General features: G+C 51.1%; 29 protein-coding genes. 25 read left to right on the top strand and 4 right to left on the bottom strand.

Going from position 1 to position 19,055, the window contains the following annotated elements:
* The first annotated feature begins 28 nt into the window (after positions 1-28).
* The 22 genes from rpsS (at position 29) to pyrE (ending at position 12,497) form a co-directional block, all read left to right on the top strand.
* Entirely contained in the window at positions 29-295 is a 267-nt protein-coding gene (gene rpsS / locus Enr10x_RS27175) for a 30S ribosomal protein S19 (RefSeq protein WP_145114866.1), read from the top strand.
* Between the two features lie 81 nt (positions 296-376).
* The gene (gene rplV, locus Enr10x_RS27170) at positions 377-721 is read left to right on the top strand and encodes a 50S ribosomal protein L22 (protein WP_145044976.1); all 345 of its coding nucleotides are present in this window, start codon (positions 377-379) and stop codon (positions 719-721) included.
* Positions 722-789: 68 nt separating this feature from the next.
* Entirely contained in the window at positions 790-1,491 is a 702-nt protein-coding gene (gene rpsC, locus Enr10x_RS27165; RefSeq protein ID WP_145114865.1) for a 30S ribosomal protein S3, read from the top strand.
* Positions 1,430-1,849 carry a 50S ribosomal protein L16 gene (gene rplP, locus Enr10x_RS27160; protein ID WP_145114863.1) on the top strand — a complete coding sequence of 140 codons (420 nt, stop codon included), beginning with the start codon at positions 1,430-1,432 and terminating at the stop codon, positions 1,847-1,849. The genes rpsC and rplP overlap by 62 nt, the downstream gene beginning before the upstream one ends.
* 90 nt (positions 1,850-1,939) lie before the next feature.
* A complete protein-coding gene (gene rpmC, locus Enr10x_RS27155; RefSeq protein ID WP_145114861.1) occupies positions 1,940-2,149 on the top strand; it encodes a 50S ribosomal protein L29 in 210 nt (69 codons plus the stop codon).
* Positions 2,150-2,176: 27 nt separating this feature from the next.
* A complete protein-coding gene (gene rpsQ, locus Enr10x_RS27150; protein WP_145114859.1) occupies positions 2,177-2,422 on the top strand; it encodes a 30S ribosomal protein S17 in 246 nt (81 codons plus the stop codon).
* 95 nt (positions 2,423-2,517) lie between these two features.
* Positions 2,518-2,886 (top strand): 50S ribosomal protein L14, encoded by a 369-nt coding sequence (gene rplN, locus Enr10x_RS27145; RefSeq protein ID WP_145114857.1) that lies wholly within the window; start codon positions 2,518-2,520, stop codon positions 2,884-2,886.
* 1 nt (position 2,887) lies between these two features.
* A complete protein-coding gene (rplX, locus tag Enr10x_RS27140; RefSeq protein ID WP_145114855.1) occupies positions 2,888-3,241 on the top strand; it encodes a 50S ribosomal protein L24 in 354 nt (117 codons plus the stop codon).
* Positions 3,242-3,306: 65 nt separating this feature from the next.
* Complete coding sequence (rplE, locus tag Enr10x_RS27135) at positions 3,307-3,852, top strand: 50S ribosomal protein L5 (protein ID WP_145114853.1); 546 nt, start codon at positions 3,307-3,309, stop codon at positions 3,850-3,852.
* A 66-nt stretch (positions 3,853-3,918) separates the two neighbouring features.
* The gene (gene rpsH / locus Enr10x_RS27130) at positions 3,919-4,314 is read left to right on the top strand and encodes a 30S ribosomal protein S8 (RefSeq protein WP_145114851.1); all 396 of its coding nucleotides are present in this window, start codon (positions 3,919-3,921) and stop codon (positions 4,312-4,314) included.
* A 67-nt stretch (positions 4,315-4,381) separates the two neighbouring features.
* On the top strand, positions 4,382-4,927 hold the full coding sequence (gene rplF / locus Enr10x_RS27125; protein WP_145114849.1) for a 50S ribosomal protein L6: 546 nt from the start codon (positions 4,382-4,384) through the stop codon (positions 4,925-4,927).
* A 65-nt stretch (positions 4,928-4,992) separates the two neighbouring features.
* On the top strand, positions 4,993-5,358 hold the full coding sequence (gene rplR, locus Enr10x_RS27120) for a 50S ribosomal protein L18 (RefSeq protein ID WP_145114847.1): 366 nt from the start codon (positions 4,993-4,995) through the stop codon (positions 5,356-5,358).
* A gap of 36 nt (positions 5,359-5,394) precedes the next feature.
* Complete coding sequence (rpsE, locus tag Enr10x_RS27115) at positions 5,395-5,874, top strand: 30S ribosomal protein S5 (protein ID WP_145114845.1); 480 nt, start codon at positions 5,395-5,397, stop codon at positions 5,872-5,874.
* Positions 5,874-6,326 carry a 50S ribosomal protein L15 gene (rplO, locus tag Enr10x_RS27110; RefSeq protein ID WP_145114843.1) on the top strand — a complete coding sequence of 151 codons (453 nt, stop codon included), beginning with the start codon at positions 5,874-5,876 and terminating at the stop codon, positions 6,324-6,326. The genes rpsE and rplO overlap by 1 nt, the downstream gene beginning before the upstream one ends.
* 133 nt (positions 6,327-6,459) lie before the next feature.
* A complete protein-coding gene (secY, locus tag Enr10x_RS27105; protein WP_145114842.1) occupies positions 6,460-7,827 on the top strand; it encodes a preprotein translocase subunit SecY in 1,368 nt (455 codons plus the stop codon).
* A 254-nt stretch (positions 7,828-8,081) separates the two neighbouring features.
* Positions 8,082-8,198 carry a 50S ribosomal protein L36 gene (gene rpmJ, locus Enr10x_RS27100; protein WP_002649734.1) on the top strand — a complete coding sequence of 39 codons (117 nt, stop codon included), beginning with the start codon at positions 8,082-8,084 and terminating at the stop codon, positions 8,196-8,198.
* Between the two features lie 59 nt (positions 8,199-8,257).
* On the top strand, positions 8,258-8,644 hold the full coding sequence (gene rpsM, locus Enr10x_RS27095) for a 30S ribosomal protein S13 (RefSeq protein ID WP_145114840.1): 387 nt from the start codon (positions 8,258-8,260) through the stop codon (positions 8,642-8,644).
* Between the two features lie 149 nt (positions 8,645-8,793).
* Complete coding sequence (gene rpsK, locus Enr10x_RS27090) at positions 8,794-9,174, top strand: 30S ribosomal protein S11 (protein WP_145044949.1); 381 nt, start codon at positions 8,794-8,796, stop codon at positions 9,172-9,174.
* A 122-nt stretch (positions 9,175-9,296) separates the two neighbouring features.
* Positions 9,297-10,316 carry a DNA-directed RNA polymerase subunit alpha gene (locus Enr10x_RS27085; RefSeq protein ID WP_145114837.1) on the top strand — a complete coding sequence of 340 codons (1,020 nt, stop codon included), beginning with the start codon at positions 9,297-9,299 and terminating at the stop codon, positions 10,314-10,316.
* A gap of 91 nt (positions 10,317-10,407) precedes the next feature.
* Positions 10,408-11,127 carry a 50S ribosomal protein L17 gene (gene rplQ, locus Enr10x_RS27080; RefSeq protein ID WP_390621334.1) on the top strand — a complete coding sequence of 240 codons (720 nt, stop codon included), beginning with the start codon at positions 10,408-10,410 and terminating at the stop codon, positions 11,125-11,127.
* A gap of 207 nt (positions 11,128-11,334) precedes the next feature.
* Positions 11,335-11,928, top strand: coding sequence for a putative metallopeptidase (locus Enr10x_RS27075; protein ID WP_145114833.1), 594 nt, complete (start codon positions 11,335-11,337; stop codon positions 11,926-11,928).
* Between the two features lie 41 nt (positions 11,929-11,969).
* The gene (gene pyrE, locus Enr10x_RS27070; protein ID WP_145452145.1) at positions 11,970-12,497 is read left to right on the top strand and encodes an orotate phosphoribosyltransferase; all 528 of its coding nucleotides are present in this window, start codon (positions 11,970-11,972) and stop codon (positions 12,495-12,497) included.
* Between the two features lie 109 nt (positions 12,498-12,606).
* Here pyrE and Enr10x_RS27065 read toward each other — a convergent pair whose 3' ends face one another.
* Positions 12,607-13,269 carry a DUF6882 domain-containing protein gene (locus Enr10x_RS27065; protein ID WP_145452143.1) on the bottom strand — a complete coding sequence of 221 codons (663 nt, stop codon included), beginning with the start codon at positions 13,267-13,269 and terminating at the stop codon, positions 12,607-12,609.
* Positions 13,270-13,890: 621 nt separating this feature from the next.
* Here Enr10x_RS27065 and Enr10x_RS27060 point away from each other — a divergent pair.
* Complete coding sequence (locus Enr10x_RS27060) at positions 13,891-14,376, top strand: hypothetical protein (protein WP_145452141.1); 486 nt, start codon at positions 13,891-13,893, stop codon at positions 14,374-14,376.
* A gap of 54 nt (positions 14,377-14,430) precedes the next feature.
* Here Enr10x_RS27060 and Enr10x_RS27055 read toward each other — a convergent pair whose 3' ends face one another.
* Both Enr10x_RS27055 and Enr10x_RS30780 read right to left on the bottom strand, forming a co-directional pair.
* The gene (locus tag Enr10x_RS27055) at positions 14,431-15,411 is read right to left on the bottom strand and encodes an IS256 family transposase (protein ID WP_261343248.1); all 981 of its coding nucleotides are present in this window, start codon (positions 15,409-15,411) and stop codon (positions 14,431-14,433) included.
* Positions 15,412-15,423: 12 nt separating this feature from the next.
* Positions 15,424-15,588, bottom strand: coding sequence for a hypothetical protein (locus Enr10x_RS30780; RefSeq protein WP_261343247.1), 165 nt, complete (start codon positions 15,586-15,588; stop codon positions 15,424-15,426).
* Between the two features lie 83 nt (positions 15,589-15,671).
* On the opposite strand from Enr10x_RS30780, the gene Enr10x_RS27050 reads away from it, so the two are divergent.
* Positions 15,672-16,745, top strand: a complete 1,074-nt coding sequence (locus tag Enr10x_RS27050; RefSeq protein WP_145452139.1) for a hypothetical protein — start codon at positions 15,672-15,674, stop codon at positions 16,743-16,745.
* 84 nt (positions 16,746-16,829) lie between these two features.
* Here Enr10x_RS27050 and Enr10x_RS27045 read toward each other — a convergent pair whose 3' ends face one another.
* The gene (locus tag Enr10x_RS27045; protein ID WP_145452137.1) at positions 16,830-17,300 is read right to left on the bottom strand and encodes a hypothetical protein; all 471 of its coding nucleotides are present in this window, start codon (positions 17,298-17,300) and stop codon (positions 16,830-16,832) included.
* A 232-nt stretch (positions 17,301-17,532) separates the two neighbouring features.
* Here Enr10x_RS27045 and Enr10x_RS27040 point away from each other — a divergent pair, with 232 nt between their 5' ends.
* Positions 17,533-19,029: a PcfJ domain-containing protein gene (locus Enr10x_RS27040; RefSeq protein WP_145452135.1), complete on the top strand. Its 1,497-nt coding sequence runs from the start codon at positions 17,533-17,535 to the stop codon at positions 19,027-19,029.
* Positions 19,030-19,055: the final 26 nt, after the last annotated feature.

Raw genomic sequence — 19,055 nt, 5'->3', positions numbered from 1 at the left:
CTGTTTTCGATAATTGAGGACAAGTTTTATGGGTCGCTCTCTGAAAAAAGGGCCTTATGTTGACGTTAAACTTCTGAAGAAGATTGAGAAGTTGAACGAGACTGGTAAAAAAACGCCGATCAAAACATGGGCTCGAGCTTCAACGATTGCTCCGGAATTTGTAGGTCATACATTTCTGGTGCATAACGGGCGTGCTCACTTAAACGTGTATGTGACGGAAGAAATGGTGGGTCATAAACTGGGAGAATTCTCGCTGACCCGTAACTTCCGCGGTCATACCGTTAAGAAGAAATAAACTGTTTGTGTTGGTAGTGTTTGCGGTCCTGGTGGCCGATAACCGATAGAAATTAAGCAATAGTGAAGTGGAGTAATCGTCATGGGGCAAGTTCGAGCAATGCATCGATTTGCACGAATCTCAGCAACTAAGGTTCGTCCTTTTGCAGACATGGTTCGGGGAATGACAGCTTCGGAAGGTCTGGATTCGTTGAAATACATTCCAAACCGGGGAGCCCGTTTCCTGGAAAAAGTGATCAAAAGTGCGATGGCCAATGCTGAGGACAAAGGTGCCCGGAATGTGGAAGGCCTGAAGATCACCGAAGCACGCGTCGATGGCGGTCCCATGTTCAAGCGGATTCAGCCTCGTGCCCGCGGAATGGCCTACACCATTCGTCGCCGGATGTCGCACATTCATGTGTCGATTGAGGCTCCTGAATTACCGTAGGTGATTCCATCACTGTTGTCTGACGTTTATTATTCTCAACCAGAAATACTTAAAGGATAACCTGTATCATGGGGCAAAAAGTTCGACCAACCGGATTTCGAATCGGAGTCGTAGAAGACTGGAGAAGTCGTTGGTATGCCTCCAAGAAAGATTTTGGGGCATTGCTGGTTGAAGATCAGAAGGTACGGAAGTTTATTCAGACCAAATATAAGTTTGCCGGCATTCCGAAAGTGGAGATCGAAAGAACCCGCGATCAGGTAGTGGTGCACTTATTCACGGCCCGTCCCGGGATCATTATTGGTCGTAAGGGACAGGAAGTGGACCGGTTGAAAGCGGAACTGGAAGATCTGACCGGTCGTCGGATGGAATTGAAAATTATTGAAGTTGACAATGCACTGCAGAGTGCAGCGTTGGTTGCGGAAGATATTGCTCAGCAGCTTTCCAAGCGTGGCAGCTTCCGGAGAACTATTAAGCGTGCCCTGGACCAGGTAATGGAAACGGGCGTTCATGGAATTAAGATCGAGCTTTCCGGTCGACTGGGTGGAGCAGAAATGTCACGGCGTGAAAAAGCCAGCCGTGGTTCAATTCCCCTGTCGACTCTGCAGCGTCATGTTGACTACGGATTTCGTGAGGCACACACCACCTTCGGAGTCATCGGAGTGAAAGTTTGGATTGACCTTGGTGATTATTCAGATGAGGAGAATCGCGATGGCTCTAATGCCAAAGCGGGTCAAGCACCGCAAAAGCCAAAGAGGGCGCATAAAAGGTAATGCGACACGTGGTAACACTGTTGCCTTTGGTGAATGGGGCTTACAATCTCTGGACCCGGGGCATATCACAGCACAAACCATTGAAGCATGCCGTATTGCTGCCACACAATATGTTCGAGGTGAAGGTAAACTTTATATCCGGATCTTCCCCCAGAAGTCGGTAACATCCCGTCCTCTGGAAACCCGTATGGGTAAGGGGAAAGGGGAACCGGATCACTGGGTTGCCGTCATCAAGCCAGGGACTGTTCTGTTTGAACTGTCCGGGGTTTCGCACGAAGCAGCCAAACGCTGCTTTGCACGTGTGGCACATAAGTTACCAGTCAATGTCCGGCTGGTAGAACGTCGTCCGTCCCTCTAGGACTGTCGACCAGATAACCATATTTTTAAATCACTTTAGTCCTGTCTGATTCGTACAGCGAGACTGATAAACAATCATTGGGTTTGACTGATGACCAAAGCAAGTGAATTACGCGAGATGAATGATGAGCAGTTGTCATTTGCTCTGCAGGAAACACAGAAAGAACTGTTTCAGTTGCGCTTCCAGGCGGCAACGGAACGACTCGATGCACCGAGTAATATTAAGCGACTCAGACGGGAGATTGCTCGAATTCAGACAATCCGTCGTGAACGCGAATTAAGTCAGCAGAAAACTGCTTAATCAGGCTCGTTAGGGTAAGTAATAGACATGCGAAAAAAACTGACAGGCTTAGTGGCCAGTGCCAAAATGGACAAAACGTTGCGAGTGGAAATTCAGCGACGCTATCGTCATCCGCTGTACGGTAAGACCGTTCGCGGGCGGACTGTCTGCCACGTGCACGATGAACAGAACGAAGCACAGGAAGGGGATACGGTCGAGATTATCGAAAGCCGTCCCCGTTCCAAAACAAAGCGTTGGGATTTGATCCGGATTGTAGAAAAGAAGAAGGACTGAAGTTTCTTCTGGCCGGTTTTACAGATCCGGTTAAGTTTATAGTACAAAGATAGGGTTTTCCTCATCTTTTTGGTTGATAAGGAACAGGCAAAGCCATGATTCAGATGCAAACCGATCTGGATGTATGTGATAATTCCGGAGCCAAGGTTGCACGGTGCATTAAAGTACTGGGTGGCACAGGCCGTCGGACTGCTGAGGTCGGCGATGTGATTGTCGTGAGTATCCAGAAGACACTGGCTGGCAGCAATATTAAAAAGGGCCAGGTACTGCGGGGCGTGATTGTGCGTACCAAGTATCCCTGCCGACGTGACGATGGCAGCTATGTGAAGTTCGACCGGAACGCCCTCGTGTTGATCGATGCCGATGGAAACCCTCGTGGTACCCGTATCTTCGGCGCTGTGGCACGAGAACTCCGCGAACGCCGTTATCTGAAAATTATTAGCCTGGCAAACGAGGTGGTCTGAAATGAAGATACGACGTGGCGATTCAGTGATTGTGATCACCGGTGCCGATGCAAGCGATACTCCCCGGCGTGTATTGTCGGTTGTCGCTGGCGGTAAGAAGCTGACAATCGAAAATGTAAACCGTGCACTGAAGCACGTAAAACGTGGGCATCCCAAAAACCCGCAGGGGGGACGTCTGGAAATTGAGATGCCGATCGATATTTCCAACGTCAAATTTTACTGCGAAGCCTGCAGTAAAGGGACCCGGGTGGGATATCGTTACACCGCTGAAGGCAGCAAAGAACGGTTCTGTAAATCGTGCGAAGCCTCGCTGGGAACGATCAGTCCTGCCAAAGCAAAATACCAGAAACAATAAACAGCATCAGTAGTTTTCAGTAAGGAAGATTGATCCGATAGTTCGGCCAGTCTGAAGCAGAAACCATGGCAACACCAACATTATTAAAACAATATCGTGAAGAGATTGTTCCCGTCCTGAAGGATAAACTGGGACGCACCAATGTGCATTCACTGCCTCAGATCGAGAAGGTTGTGATCAGCATGGGGATTGGTGCTGCCAACCAGGACCGGAAACGTCTGACCGAAGCGGCTGACCACATGACACTTCTGGCAGGCCAGAAGTCACAGATCACCCGGGCTCGTAAGTCCGTGGCTGGTTTCAAGTTGCGTGAAGGTCAGGAAATCGGCTGCCGCGTGACACTGCGGGGCACCCGGATGTACGAATTCCTGGAACGTCTGATCTCGCTGGCTCTGCCGCGTGTTCGCGACTTCCGGGGAATCAATCCCAAAGCTTTCGACGGTGCCGGCAACTACAGCCTGGGCCTGAACGAGCAGATGGTGTTCCTGGAAATCGATCCCGATTCCGTGCATCATACACAGGGGATGAATATTACGATTGTCACAACAGCCAAAGACAATGCTGAAGGGTTGCTGCTGCTGAAAGAGTTCGGCATGCCGTTCCGCAAGTAAATCAAAAAGATACAAACCAACTTTTAAGGTAGATCGTCGGAGAATTATAGTGAGGGTAGCCAGCTAATGATGACAGACCCCATTGCAGATATGCTGACACGAATTCGTAACGCACTGCAGATTGAACGACCGTTTGTGGATATTCCTGCTTCCAAAATCAAGGTGGCCATTGCCGGTGCCTTGCAGCGGGAAGGTTACATCTGGGACTATGAAGTCATTGAAGACAGCCCACAGAACGTGCTGCGTGTCAATCTGAAGTACGGTCCGAACGGGGAACGCGTCATTCAGAAGATCGTTCGCGAAAGTAAGCCCGGACGTCGGCACTACCAGGATCTGCGGTCTATGCCGGAGGTTCTGCAGGGGCTGGGAGTCAGCATTCTTTCGACCAGCAAGGGCGTACTCAGTAACCGTGAAGCGAAAAAAGAGGGTGTGGGCGGCGAGCTGCTGTGCACCATCTGGTAACCCAAACGTGTAGACAGGCTGGCTGATCAAGATCTGCCACGATTTAATTTAACTGGAATTTGAAGTTATGTCTCGAATCGGTAAAAAACCAGTTCCCGTTCCTGCTGGAGTGGAAGTGAAGGTCGATGGCGGTTCCATTACCGTCAAAGGTAAGCAGGGTGAGTTGTCCTTTACTTATCATCCGGCGATGGCAGTGGAATTTGATTCGGAAGCCAAAGAAGTCAATGTCATTCGTCCCGATGACGAACGGCAGAATCGTGCCCTGCACGGCTTGACCCGGGCCCTGATCGCCAACATGGTTCAGGGAGTGGAAACTCCGTTTGTGAAAAAACTGGAAATTCAGGGCGTGGGCTACCAGGCTTCGCTGAATGGCCAGAAGCTGAGCCTGCAGGTCGGATTTGCCAACACGATCGTGCTGGATGTACCCCAGGGCGTCAACTGTGAACTTCCGAACGCGACCAATATCGTGGTCAGTGGTCCGGATAAGCACATGGTCGGCCAGTTCGCAGCCAACATTCGCAGCGTACGTCCGCCCGAACCTTACAAAGGTAAGGGAATTCGTTACGAAGGTGAATACGTACGGCGGAAAGCTGGTAAGGCTTTTGCAAGCTAACGTGCTGATTAAGGTAGTCTGACGGTTTGGCCGATGGTCACTGTTTAAAAGAAGATGACGGTAACATGAAACTAGAAAAAACGCTGAAAAAACAGAAGGCACGACGTTCGTTCCGGATTCGTAACACAGTCCGTAAAACGGGCCGTTACCGTCTGTCTGTTTATCGTAGCAACAATCATATTTATGCCCAGATCATTGACGATACTGCGGGAGCAACCCTGGTTTCAGCCAGCACGAAAGACAAGAGTCTGGCCGGTGAAATCAAGAACGGCGGTAACATCGCTGCTGCAGAAAAAGTCGGCAAACTGCTCGGAGAACGGGCCGTGGAAAAAGGCATCAAAGAAGTTGCCTTCGATCGCGGACCTTACCGATATCATGGTCGGGTTGCAGCCCTGGCTGACTCTGCCCGCCAGGCAGGACTGGATTTTTAATAGAGACAACACTCAATACGGGTTGGAGAAGATACCGTGTCAAAAGAAGCGACAAAACAAACGCCAGAAACAGTCATCCAGATCCGCCGTTGTGCCTGTGTGGTCAAAGGGGGGCGTCGGTTCAGCTTTACCGCTCTGGTTGTTGTAGGCGATAAAGAAGGCCGGGTAGGCTGGGGTTATGGCAAAGCTGTCGAAGTGCCTCTGGCTGTCGATAAAGCGGTCAAGCAGGCCAATCGCAACATGATCAAAGTTCCGCTGGTGGAGCACACCGTGCCTCACGAAGTGGTTGGTCGCTTCGGTTCTTCCCGCGTTCTGCTGTTACCCGCCCGTCCTGGTACCGGTATTATTGCCGGCACCGGAGTTCGATCAGTCGTGGAAGCCGTTGGAATTACTGACATTTACACCAAGAGTCGCGGTTCCAACAATCCAATCAATGTAGTTAAGGCCACTATTGATGGGCTCTCAAAACTGCGAACCCGTGAAGATGTAGCACGCTTGAGAGGAGTAGAAGTCTAATGATTATTGATGATGTCAATCGCGGAATAAAAAAGAATAAAAAACGCAAGCGTGTAGGCCGTGGTCCAGGTTCTGGTCATGGTAAAACTTCGTCTCGCGGTCACAATGGTTACGGCAGCCGTGCCGGTGCTTCCCGTCGGACCAGTTTCGAAGGGGGACAGACTCCTCTGGCGCTGCGGGTTGCTAAACGCGGATTCAACAACAAACAGTTTGCCAAGAAGGTTGCCGTGGTCAACGTGGCAGCTTTGGAACAGGCATTCGACAACGGTGCCGAGATCACTCCCGAAATTCTCGCAGCGAAGGGACTGGCCAAAGGTCGCTTCGATCAGGTTAAAATCCTGGGGAATGGCGATCTCAGCAAAAAACTGAGTGTGACTGCGCATCTGTTTTCCCAGTCAGCTGAATCCAAGATTCAGGCTGCCGGGGGTTCAGTCAGTCGGATTTTGTCATAAGTAATTCATTCAAGGACTTGATTTCAGCAGACAGGAATTCGATTCCCCTTTTCTTCGTTATCCGTTAAGATCTGAAGCATTAAGATTGTCACTTTTTTCTTCTGCTGAGTTATGACACAAAGGACCGCTATCCATGCTCGGTAAACTAACTGTTCTCTTCAAAATTCCCGAGCTCCGTAAAAAAATCCTGCTGACACTGCTGTTGCTGGCAATTTATCGGATGGGATTCTGGATTGCTCTGCCGTTCATCGATCAGGCACAGCTTGCGGAAACCCTGAAGGATCTACAGAGTCAGCAGGGCGGCATCGGCCAGGTGATGCAGGTCATTTCCCTGTTCTCGGCATCGAATATCGGTCAAAGTACCATCTTTGGCCTGGGCATTATGCCTTATATCTCTGCTTCCATTATCTTCCAGCTGATGGGGACCGTTTATCCTCCCCTGGAACGACTTCAGAAAGAAGGCGAAGCCGGCCGGAAGAAGATTAATGAATATACACGTTACGCCACCGTCGTCATCTGTCTGGCCCAGAGTTATTTCTGGATCCATACCCTGGCGGGTGGCTTAGGATCGGGTAAAAGCCTGATCCTGCATGGGTATGGTGGACTTTATTTCCAACTGGTGGCGACGATCACCATGACCACAGGAACGATCTTCCTGATGTGGATTGGTGAACAGATTGACGCTTACGGTATTGGGAATGGAATCAGTCTGCTGATTATGGCTGGGATTCTGGCCCGTATGCCCACCGCAGGCTGGTCAAGTCTGATTGAACCGGCTTTGCAGAAGGGGGTTGCTCTCGGGACCGATACCGGGATCGACCGGTTACTGATTCTGGCCTTAGTGTTTGTGTTTGTGGTGGTCTGGGTGATTGCCATTACACAGGGACAGCGGCGCATTCCGATTCAAAGTGCGAAACACGTACGGGGACGCCGGGTTTCAGGCGGTCAGCGTCAGTCGTTGCCGCTCCGCGTCAATCAGGCTGGAGTGATGCCGATCATCTTTGCCTCCAGTCTGCTCATGTTCCCTTACTTTGTATTTCACTGGATGAGCCAGATGTGGACCAGTTCCACATTCCTGTCGATGCTGGACGGGGCCTTCCAGCCGATGAGTCGTGGATTTATTTACACAATCTCTTATGTGGTACTGATTTACTTCTTCTGTTACTTCTGGACGGCAATTACCTTCAACCCCAAGGATATGGCAGAAAACCTGAAAGATTACGGCTCGTTCATTCCGGGATATCGTCCTGGAGCCCGGACAGCCGCCTATCTGGAATCGGTCATGGTCCGTATCACATATGTCGGGGCGGCGTTCCTGTCACTGGTTGCGATTATTCCTACGCTGGTTTCGACCTGGCTGGGTGTCAACTTCATGGTGGCAAGTTTTTACGGTGGAACCGGATTATTGATTGTGGTTTCGGTGATCCTGGATCTGGTCAACAAGATTGACAGCCATCTGGTGATGCGGAACTACTCTGGATTACTTGAGAGCGATCTGTAGGTCATAAACGGGCGAGTCGCGGCGAAATTCACCAAAAAAGGGGTGTTTCGCTTGTCGATTTACGCGTAAGGCGTTTATAATTTCCTGATTCGCTCCGCTTCGGAAATAGTACAGGTTTGATACGAAGCCGGAGTTTGCTCATTTTATGGGCGTATTTATCTGAATTTACACGAGTTACAGTCATTGAGCCGGAGAGGTTCTCTACCTGCTGACTCGCCAAACGTGAACCAAACTAATAGAGAAATCGTAGTACGATGAAAGTCCGAGCCAGTGTTAAGCGGATTTGTGAGAACTGTAAAGTCATCCGGCGGAAGGGGCGCGTGTATGTGATCTGCTCTTCCAACCCGCGTCATAAACAGCGTCAGGGTTAGTCTCGAACTCAGTTTGAATGATTTTGCATCAGTTTTTACAACCAGCGGAGTGAAATAAAATGCCTCGTATTCTCGGTGTTGATATTCCGAACGACAAACCTGTTTACGTTTCCCTGACCTACCTGTATGGCATTGGAAAGGTAACGGCACTTGATATCTGCCACAAGCTGAATATCAATCCCCAGTTGAAAGCCAAGGATCTGACCGATGACGAACTGAGTCGGATCGTGAACCTGTTGGATACGGAATACTCTGTCGAAGGTCAGTTGCGTCGAACCACGCAGCAGGACATCGCCCGGCTGCGGGACATTCAGTCATACCGTGGTATCCGTCATCGTCGCGGACTGCCCGTACGCGGACAGAATACACAGACCAACGCCCGGACCCGCAAAGGTGGTAAGAAGACCGTTGCTGGTAAGAAGGGTGTTAAGGATGCCCGCCACTAAGATTCTGTTTCCTCTTCAGGGAACATGATCGGGTGTCAAACGAGAGACCAGAATTGCCGGACCCTGTTGCCGGTTTAATGAGAAAACATTCCATCAAAATGAGTTTCAGTTTCTGAGATCAACCAGACAGAAACATCAGGAGTTGCAGAGTGGCTAAAGTCAAACGAAAAAAAGTGAAACGTCACATCACCAAAGCGATTGCTTACATCAAAGCAACGTTTAACAACACCACGGTTACGATCACCGATCTGAACGGCGATGTTCTCTGCTGGGCAACTGCAGGGACTTCCGGTTTCAAAGGCAGTCGTAAGAGCACTCCCTTTGCTGCCCAGCGAGCAGCAGAAATCTGTGCGGAGAAGGCTTCCAAGTTTGGTGTGAAAGAAATGGAAATCCGCGTCAAAGGACCTGGTTCCGGACGGGAAAGTGCCATCACCGGTCTGCAGACAGCAGGGATTTCAATCAAGGCGATTGAAGACATTACCCCGCTGCCACACAACGGTTGCCGTCCCCCGAAAAAACGTCGCGTCTGATCCGTAACAACAGTGACGCTGTGATACCCTGTCGTGTGAGCGATGGGGATTGAATTTAAAATAACCAGAGTCGGAGTGCTGAATCCGGTTCTGTTGAATTGTGTTCCTGGGAGATTATTTCAATGCGAATCCGTTGGCGAGGACTGGAATTACCAAGCCGTGTCATCCCTGACCGGGAGTCAATGACATCCACCTATGGTATGTTTGTAGCCGAACCATTTGAACGTGGATTCGGTGCAACCATTGCCAACAGTCTGCGACGCATTCTGCTTTCCAGCCTGGAAGGCAGCTCTGTGACCCGTGTCAAAATTCAGGGTGTGCAGCACGAATTCACCACGATTCCCGGTGTGGTCGAAGACATTACCGAAATCTGCCTGAACCTGAAGTCGCTGATCGTCAAGAACTCCAGCTCGACTTCCAAGACACTGCGTATTGAAAGACATGAGCGGGGTGTGGTCACCGGTGCCGACGTCATCACCGACGATCAGGTCGAAGTGATCAACAAGGATCTGGTTATCGCCACCATGACCGACGACGTTCCGCTCAACATGGAACTGACGATTGAAAACGGCCGGGGCTATTCTCCCGCTTCCGAACACTCACAGCATGAAACGGAAGTCGGCGTGATCCCCCTGGATGCGACCTTCTCTCCCGTCGTACGTGTCCGATACAAAATTGAAGATACCCGTGTTGGTCAGCGGACCAACTACGACAAGCTGAACCTGGAAATCTGGACCAACGGAACCGTCAAGCCGGACATGGCTCTGGTGGAAGCCTCCAAGATTCTGCGGAAGCACCTCAATCCATTTATTACCTACCGCGAGCCCGGTCCGGAAATGCCACCGGAAGGCGGTCTCAAGGGCATGCTGGATACGACCGGCTATGCACCGATCGACCTGGAACTGGAAGAAAAGCTCAACCAGAGTCTGGCCGAGCTGAATCTGTCCGTCCGGGCCACCAACTGCCTGGAATCGGAAGGGATCAACACCGTCCGCGACCTGGTCGGCAAAACGGAAGATCATCTGTTACACGTGCGAAATTTCGGGGAAACCACCCTGGTTGAAGTTCGCGAACGACTGAACCAGATTGGTCTGCGTCTGGGAATGAAAATTCCTAACTCGTCCTCACAGCAGCCGCGTTAATTCGATTGATTGACGCGTTATTGGATATCAAACATCGAGTTCTATACTCACAGCATTCAGAATAATTCAGAGTTAAGTCATGCGACACCGAATGAGAGGCCGCAAATTAGGCCGCAATGCATCACACCGTAAGGCGATGTTCCGCAACATGGCGGTGAGCCTCATTAAGACCGTCCGGATCGATGAGGAAGCCGATAATGCTCCTAAGGTTTCAGGGCGGATTACGACGACCGTTCCCAAGGCCAAAGAACTGCGTCCCTTCATCGAAAAGCTGATCACGCTGGCGAAAAAAGCGCAGCCTCACATCGAGAATGCGGCCCAGTACGCCACCTCTGCTGAGAAGAATTCCAGCGAGTGGAAGACCTGGCGTGAGTCCGAGCAGTGGAACCAGTGGAATCAGACCCTGGCACCCGCTCTGAGCTACCGTCGTCGGGCATTCGCTGAACTGCGTGACAACGAAGCTGTCGACATCCTGTTCAACGAGCTGGCAGAACGCTTTGCAGAACGGACCGGCGGATACACCCGCATCGTACGTCTGGCAACCGTCCGCCTGGGCGATGCCGGTGCTCAGGCGATTATCGAATTCGTCGGTGAACGGGATCGCGTCAAACCGACCCGCCGCAGTGAAACACTGGGTTCTGCAGCGACAGAAGAAGCAACCGAGGAAGCACCAGCTGACGAAGAAGCTCCCGCTGAAGAAACCGCCGAAACTGAAAGCGAAGCAGCCGCTGACGAAGCACCCGAGACCGAAGCAGAAGCTTCTGAAGGGGAAACTGCTGAAGCTGAAGAAGAAGAGAAAAAAGAGGAGTAAACCGTCGCGAGCCGAATTCGGCTTTGCGGAAATCCGGTTTCCCGCTAGAATTTTAAAGCTAAGAGTATCTCGCATATGCTCTTAGCTTTTTTTACGTCCGGAGCAGAAACGATGGAATGGAAGACCCGTGTGAATCCGGACGCCAGACAGCCCCCGGCTCGACCTCGTGTCGTTGTGAAGTTGTAGAGGAAAGGATTCTGACGCAGCATGTCGACGCAGCAGCCCTTTAATTTCAGTCACGCGATGTACCGCCTGTGCAGCGACGTCTCGCGTCGGCTGCCCGAATTTCACCACGTCGATATGGACCGGATCGCGGTCGCCTTCGCCCAGGCCCGCCGGAATGTGCCTTACGGGATGCAGGCCAAGCTGACGCCCTTGCGGTTTGAGAACGGCGATCTGCAGACCACGCGCTACGGCCGGAAGTGGACGGTACAACGCGTGTACCAGGACCAGCAGGAGATGCTGTATATCCTGACGTTCTACCTGCCGCGGTTCCTGAATCATTCGTTCAAAGAGAAGATGATCACGGTGCTGCACGAGCTGTATCACATCAGCCCGGCCTTCGATGGCGACATCCGCCGCCTGGCGGGACATTACCACGTGCATTCCCACAGTCAGAAAGAATACGACGCCCACATGGCAGTGCTGGTCGACCAGTACCTGAAGCTGGGCCCGCCCCCCGAGCTGTTCGGGTTCCTCAAGTGCCGCTTTTCGACCCTGCAGAAAAAGCACGGCGGCGTGGTCGGCCTGCAGATCCCGATCCCGAAACTGATCCCCGTGGATGAGACGCGGATCGCGTAAGCTTCTGCAGGCTGGCAATCAACGGCAGGAAGGACACTCAGATGACGAAACAGTTACAGCTGGCAAAAGAGATCAAACGAACTTCTCAGCTGTCAGGGACATTCACTCTGCGGTCCGGTGCCACGTCGGATACCTATTTCGATAAATATCAGTTTGAATCAGCTCCGGTTTTGCTGAAGCAGATTGCAGAAGCAATGTCAGAGCTTCTGCCGGAGAATACGGACGTCCTGGCCGGTCTTGAGATGGGTGGGATTCCAGTGGTCACGGTCTTAAGTCAGGTAACCGGTTTGCCGGCGGCCTTTATTCGCAAGGAAGCCAAAACATATGGGACCTGTCGATACGCAGAGGGAACCAGTCTGTCGGGGAAGAACGTGGTTCTGATCGAAGATGTGGTTTCCTCAGGTGGCGCGATCTTGGATGCGTTACAGAAGTTACGCGATTCAGAAATCGAACCGCTGTGTGCAATCTGCGTGATCGATCGCCAGACGGGGGGAACTGAGGCGTTGCAGGGAGTCGATCTGGAGTTGAAGTCCGTGCTGACGATGCAGGACATTATCGACGTTGGTTAGTTTGCAAGATGATCTAAGAATTAAAGGCCCCGGAACGTTAAACTTTGGGCGCGAAGCCTGCGTTTCCTCATAAATGATCCTTCTGCGTTCCCCCGGTAGACAGGAACGTTTAGTGGATTGACGTTTTCAGCTCCTGTAAACGGTTGAGATCGTCGAACGAGGCGTGGAGAATTTCTTCTCCATTTTCTCTGACGACCAGGACGTTTTCCATCGCTTCCGGCTCCAGACCGTAATGCTGCAGATAGTGGAAGAGTGCGTTCTGGTGGTCTTCCACTTCCATTTGCCCGATGATCTGGGGGAACGTGGTTGTGATCCGCTGCAAGTGATTCTCAACAGTCCAGGGCATTTGCGGTTCGACGATCAGCAGAAGAACCGCCCCCTGGTCATGCGAGCCATGATAGTAGGCCTGCCCCAGTTTCTGGCCGACGGCAATCATTCCCAGCGCGTGGCCGTTCAAGACTGACAGCGAATGGCGGGCCTCCGAAAGTTCAGGGATCCCTTCTGCTTCACCCAACTGCTTGAGTTTCAGGGCCGCCTGCGTGCGTTCCGGGGGAAGGGAGCTCATCTCGTTCGCCCAGGACCAGAGCCAGCTGGCATCGCCGTCTGCTTCGGTCCCCAGGATTTCCGCCTGAAATTCATAGCGGTCTCCGAAGGAGAGAATTCCGGTGGAAACATCGTAGCCCCAGTTGAGATTCTCCACCAGGTCGGCCAGGAGCAGCTGCCTGTCGAAGGCAAAACAGAGGTGCTGATTCAGCAGCGCGTTGTAGTCCATGAGTTTCTTTCCGGGTGAGAGTCAAAGCCGGGAGAGTTTCAGGGCGTGTGCAGGACCTGTCTGAATTCCAGTGTACCTGCTGTCGTCTGGAGAGCGAGAGAAAAGTTTGAAATCGAATCGGTTTCTGAAACGGATGGCGATGTTGTATCAGGCCTCGGTTCATAACCGGATCGTCGGATTTGTATTCCCGGTCGAAGGTTTCCACTGAGGCGACGCTGGCGGTGAAATCGTCTTCAGAACCGTGGAGGTCACTGGTGAAACCCTCCAGGGACTGAAGGACATTCTCGACGTGGGTTACCAAAGATCATGGACTACATTCTGAGAAGATCACTCGCTTTCAGAGTCTATGAAGAGAGCAAAAGAGATCTCAAAATTATTGATAGTATGTTAATACAAGAACGAATTAGTAATCCATCCTTTGATCGTGTTACAGCAGCGAATTCAATCAGTGTTTTTATTGGAAGATCTTTAGTAATCAATAAATCTTTATTTAAATTGAATTCTAAAATATTAAACTGCATAGAATGGATTGTTTACTGACTGTGATTTCTGCAGGGAGCTCAAACTGACATTTCTTGCTACTTAAAAGTATTCGAGTCAGATTCAGTTATGGAGAATTAGATGTCAAATCCACAAGAGATTGGAAGAAATGAACAAGAAGAAACTGATGAAGTATCAGATCAAGTCGAAGATCAATGCAGGCCACGATCAATAATTCTTTATATTCAATTTATTAATGAGAAGCTTCTCAGGGTTTTTAAGTCAAATTATATTGTTCGTGATACTCTTCAGTTATTTACACTTCTCCTTCCAATTCCAGTCTTGTGCCTGCTTTATTTCTTGGATTTACGTTACCCCTTCTGGCTTCGATTTCTTTCTGGAGTATCGGCCCTGCTGATACCTTATCTATTTATCACGTGGCAACTAATAGGAGGTCCGAGAGCAATAAAGACACTAAATGGTTTTGTAGAGCTTCTTAGGAATAACATATTTCAAGATACAAAACGCCTGGGAGTAATCGTATGCTGCCTCTCAATAGCTCTTTTTTTCGAAGTTCTTTTTTTATCCCAAGATGAATTCCAAAACGTGGTAGTGCGACTCAGATGATAAAGCAACAAACATTCTGTAAATTTCCGGGGCCTTCGGTCTCTGTGATCAGCATTAAATTGTCAGGTATCTCATGCCGGTTTCCCAGTCGTCGCTGAGTTCCACCAGGACCGCGGTCACCAGCCTCAGCAACGACTCCTCATTGGGAAACAGTCCCGCTACGCGGGTACGCCGTTTTAATTCCTTATTCTGCCGTTCCAGCATGTTTGTGGTTCGCATCCGCTTGCGATGACCGGCAGGGATGGTGAATACGGTCAGTCCTTCCGGGATGTTTTCTTCCGCCCAACTCGCCAGTTTCGGAGCTGTTTTTTCATGAGTGGAAACGAACCGTTTCAGTTCATTCAGCGCATCATCCAGGTCTCTGGCATTAAAGATATTGCGTAATTCTTCGCTCACCTGTTTGCGCAAATGAACCTTGGGAACGTATTGCATCGCGTTTTGCATCAAATGGAACTGGCAACGCTGCCAGGGCGTTCCAGCAAGCATGTTCTGTCGTGCCGCTTTCAGGCCTTCGTGTGCATCACTGACGATCAGCTTCACGCCATGCAGGCCGCGCTGGTTGAGTGAACCCAGGAATTCACGCCAATGGACTTCGGCTTCGGAGAGCGACACAGACACTCCGAGCACGCTCCGGTGACCGCTGGCCAGGACGCCGATCGCAATCAGCACGGCACAGTCCCGCACGCTGCCCTCCACGCGAACTTTTTCATAGCGGGCGTCGAGGATCAGGTATTCCACCTGCCCCAGCGGTCGATTACGCCACGTTTCCAGCTCTTCGTCGAGCAGTTTCGCTGCCCGACTGACCTGTGTACTGGTGACATCAAAGCCACAGAGTTCGGTGGTGATTTTGGCGACCTTACGGGTAGAGACGCCTTGAACATACATTTCAGCGATTGCCAGCTTCAGTGCGCGTTCACTCCGTTCGCCGCGTTCCAGTGCAGAGGGATAAAAGTCGCCGTCGCGTGTCTGGGGCACCTGCAGTTCCAGCTTTCCGAAGGCGACTTTGAAATGATTTCGGCTTGAAACCGTTGGCATAAGAACGGCGCGTTACGCTGCGTTGATACGGTTCGGCACCGAGGTATTCGGGAACGTTCCAGCTTCATCCGCTTCGTTGAACAGGATCTGGAGTGCTTGCGACATTTCATCGAATCCATGATCGGCCAGGAGCTGGACAGCGTCGAGAATGTTGTTAGATTGTTGTTGGTGGGCCATGGTTGGAGTTCCTTTTCTGTTGTGGAAAACATTAAAAAGAAACCGATCTGGCCCACCCTTTCAAGGGCTCGCCGGAGTGGTGCTTGTTATTTTCGCTACGCTCAAATAACAAGCACCACTCCGCCACACAGATAATTTACAGAAGAGATGTTACAGTAACACTCAGATCAGAGAACGGGAATCCAATCGACAATATACAGCGATTTGAGATAAATGGAGAAGTGTTGGATCTAACGGAGGATGCCAATGGACAGAATCCGTGCAATACTAAAAAAGCATTTTATAACAATCATGGAAGAATTGAGGTCTGTCTCACTAACTTTTACGAAGATAAGATCGAAGTCCACGTAGAAACTGACCGTCGCCAAGGTAGTGCAGAAGTTTCAAAAGATATAAACGGAAAATTTCCTATTGTGATTGTGGAAATTAATCAACGATATAAGACTTTAGATCCCGAAGAATTCAAGCAAGCCTTAATAACTCAAAGAGAAGGGCACTTTGCTGATACTGATAAGGTACTCCGCAAGTCAGTCAAGCCGAAAGTCTGGAAACATATTTCCGAAATACTCGATATTGCCTCAAAGAATCATGAAGAGACTGATCGATTTAGTGCTGCAAGTAAGATCACGGAATTAGTCTTTTTGAACTTTATTGGAGAGACTTCTATTGGGACGAGAAATGGGAGGATGCCGACAGTGGATGTCATCGACCGGGTAGCTCCCAGCAATCAGCGTACAATTGATTCTTGGGTTCAGGATTTTGAGGATCGGAAAGTGAATATTGTATGGGATGGAAAGGTTTATAGTCGACCACTAAATCGTTGGATATTTTTTTGTGTCGTCAGCTCACTATTGAAGGATAAAGAGTTTCGAGAATTTTTAATTACCTTTAGAGAGGCGATTAGAGAGGCGATTAGCTCCGGAAATCTATTTGAAAAAATACCTGGACTCTGGTCAAATGACAAGTTGTATAAACAGGGGGAGCTAGCTGGCAGGATACTTAAAGATTCAATCAGGAACGCTACAAAGGGATTTGATGATATTTTAATTGGGGCATATAAAGACTTTCTCAACGGCAAGTATAATGAGAGAACGACTTGGTCTGAAATCGAACTATCAATACAAAAGTCGATACTAAAGTCGATGGAGGAAGAGTGATACTTATTAATGTATGAATACTGTTCTGAGAGGGGATATCTTAAGGTGACTAAAGTATCGGAACTACCTGATACTGGGGCAAAATTATTCTCTCAGTTCTACCCACGGTTCCTTCCAGACCGGTGTCTCCTGATCGGGGAGGAAGAAGGCGGCCTGGGGGCCACAGGTTGAGGCGAGTTTGCTGGCAAGCCACACGATCAGGGTGACGTGGCCCTGGAAGCTGAGGGACGGACTCTGGTCCGGGGGATGGAGCCGGTAAATGTCGGCGGACTCTTTGGGGCTGGTATGGGGGCCGCCGAAAGCCTGGTTCAGCAGTGGGTCGTCGGATTCGTATTCCCAGTTGACCATCTCCTCAGAAGCAACGGTGGCGGTGAAGTCCTCTTCTGAGCCGCGGACAACGCCGGTGAAACCGTCCAGGGACTGCAGGACTTTCTCAAGATCGGTGCGGCTTACGGTGTGGCCGGCGGGTGTCTCCCGCGAAATCGGTACGCCACACTCGCGACCCCATTCCAGGAGCTGTGGTGTGACAGGCGTGAGAATGTAACTGACACTCATGTGGTCTCCCCCGGGCAGCCGGGCCTGGTGCCTCGTTTCAGAGCAATCAATTTGACTATTGTAGCGGCACTGAAAGAGGGGGTTCAAGTTGAGTGATCCAGGAACAGGCGAACTCTGGCATGTCTACCACTTAAACGCTGGTGAACTATTTTCAGTCTGATGTGTCCGTGTGAGAATATGCTGTGTCAACGACGCCGTTCCGTCTGTTTTCTGGTTGAGGGGAGGCAATGCGATGTCACGACTAACTTGTTTCCGCCGTCGCCTTCCGTTTCGCAAACAGGCCGGTTGTCTTCGCAAGCTGCGCCGACAGGCCGTTGAGTTTAAAACCGCTCGGAATGCGCCCCGAGTCGAAGAATTCCTCGGGATTGATGAAGCGGGTTGGCCTGAGGACTGGGAATACGACTACTACGATTCTACCTCCGCTGCGGATCGGTTCTACTATCAATTTCAGCAGGCATTGGAATCGCAGTGGAAGCGGCCTGTTGAGTTGCTGATTCCTCGTCCGTCTGCTGCGCAGGTAGATGCGGTGCCTGATGAGGGAGAGGTGCAGCTGGCGAGAACCGATCTGTCTCGGCTGGTGGAGAAGCTGGAATCGCAGGCGGATGCGGTGGCACGTGCTGAGAGGCAGTGCAGGACCAGGCAGGTAGCGTCCCTGGTTCCCCAGACAGAACTTCCCGCAGCGATTCGGCGACTGGCTGCGCAATCGGTGACGGCCCCGACTTCAGAATCATTGAGCTGGCTCTCGCTGGTGGTCTTTTTCAAGCCGTTCTGGATCCGGTCGGCAGAGTCCTGGACAGGACAGAGTAAGGCATCCCTGATCCAGCACCTGTTTGTGAACTACCCGGTGCCGGAGTTTCTGATCGATGCCTGGGATCATTTTCAGGGAGCTGCCGAGAAGCGGTTCAAGTGGCAGCACTGGCTGATCATCCTGGGGCAGGGGGGGAGTTTGAGTCTGGTGCCGGGGAAGACGTGGCGGAAAATGCAGCAGTATCTGTTTGATGTCCCCTGGCACGAGTTGCCGGAGGTGCCTCGTACTCCTGCTCTGGCCTGTCTCTACGCAGAAGTACGTCGACTTGGCGGTGATGTGCAGATCTGGAAGTGGCTGGCGCTGCACCCGGCGTTTGCCATTGATCCGACCGAAGCTGGTGGCGAGAACCAGATGGCGTTCTGGTATGAAACGGTCAACTGGCTGATTCGTCACCGTGATCAGCTTTCGGCAGAACTGGGTGCGAGAATTCTGGACTGGTCAATGCATGAATTTCTCACCCAAGAGGCACTACAGAGGCGATTCACCTGGAAAGGACGCACCTTCGAGGCGATCTGCCATTCTGCGCGACAGTTTCGCAGGAGGATCATCTTCGCCGGGGAGTATTATTCTCATTTTGCTGCATTGAGATGGCAGGGCCATGGTTGGGACTGGGCCTGGTCTGAGGAGTCGGTTCAATGGAAGGTGCGCGAACTGACTACCGGACTGGAACTGCAGTACGAGGGCAAAGTGATGCGGCATTGTGTGGCGGGATACGCCAGTTGCTGTGCAAAAGGGGCCTCTGCGATTCTCCGTCTGACGCGAAATGGCCAGCCTTGTTTAACTTTGGAAGTCGATCCGCGATTACGCTCACTGGTGCAGGCGCGTGGGAAACAAAATCGGGAAGCGACCGCGGAAGAACGGCGGATTATAGATTACTGGGTCTCGCAAACACTGCAAATGCAGGCTGATGCTGGTTTTTGAAGGGGAAGCTGCGGTTCAAGCTCCTG

The organism is Gimesia panareensis, from assembly GCF_007748155.1.
Taxonomy (GTDB): domain Bacteria; phylum Planctomycetota; class Planctomycetia; order Planctomycetales; family Planctomycetaceae; genus Gimesia; species Gimesia panareensis.
The sequence above is the reverse complement of the archived record's forward strand: the minus strand, read 5'-3'. Positions and strand labels throughout refer to the sequence as shown.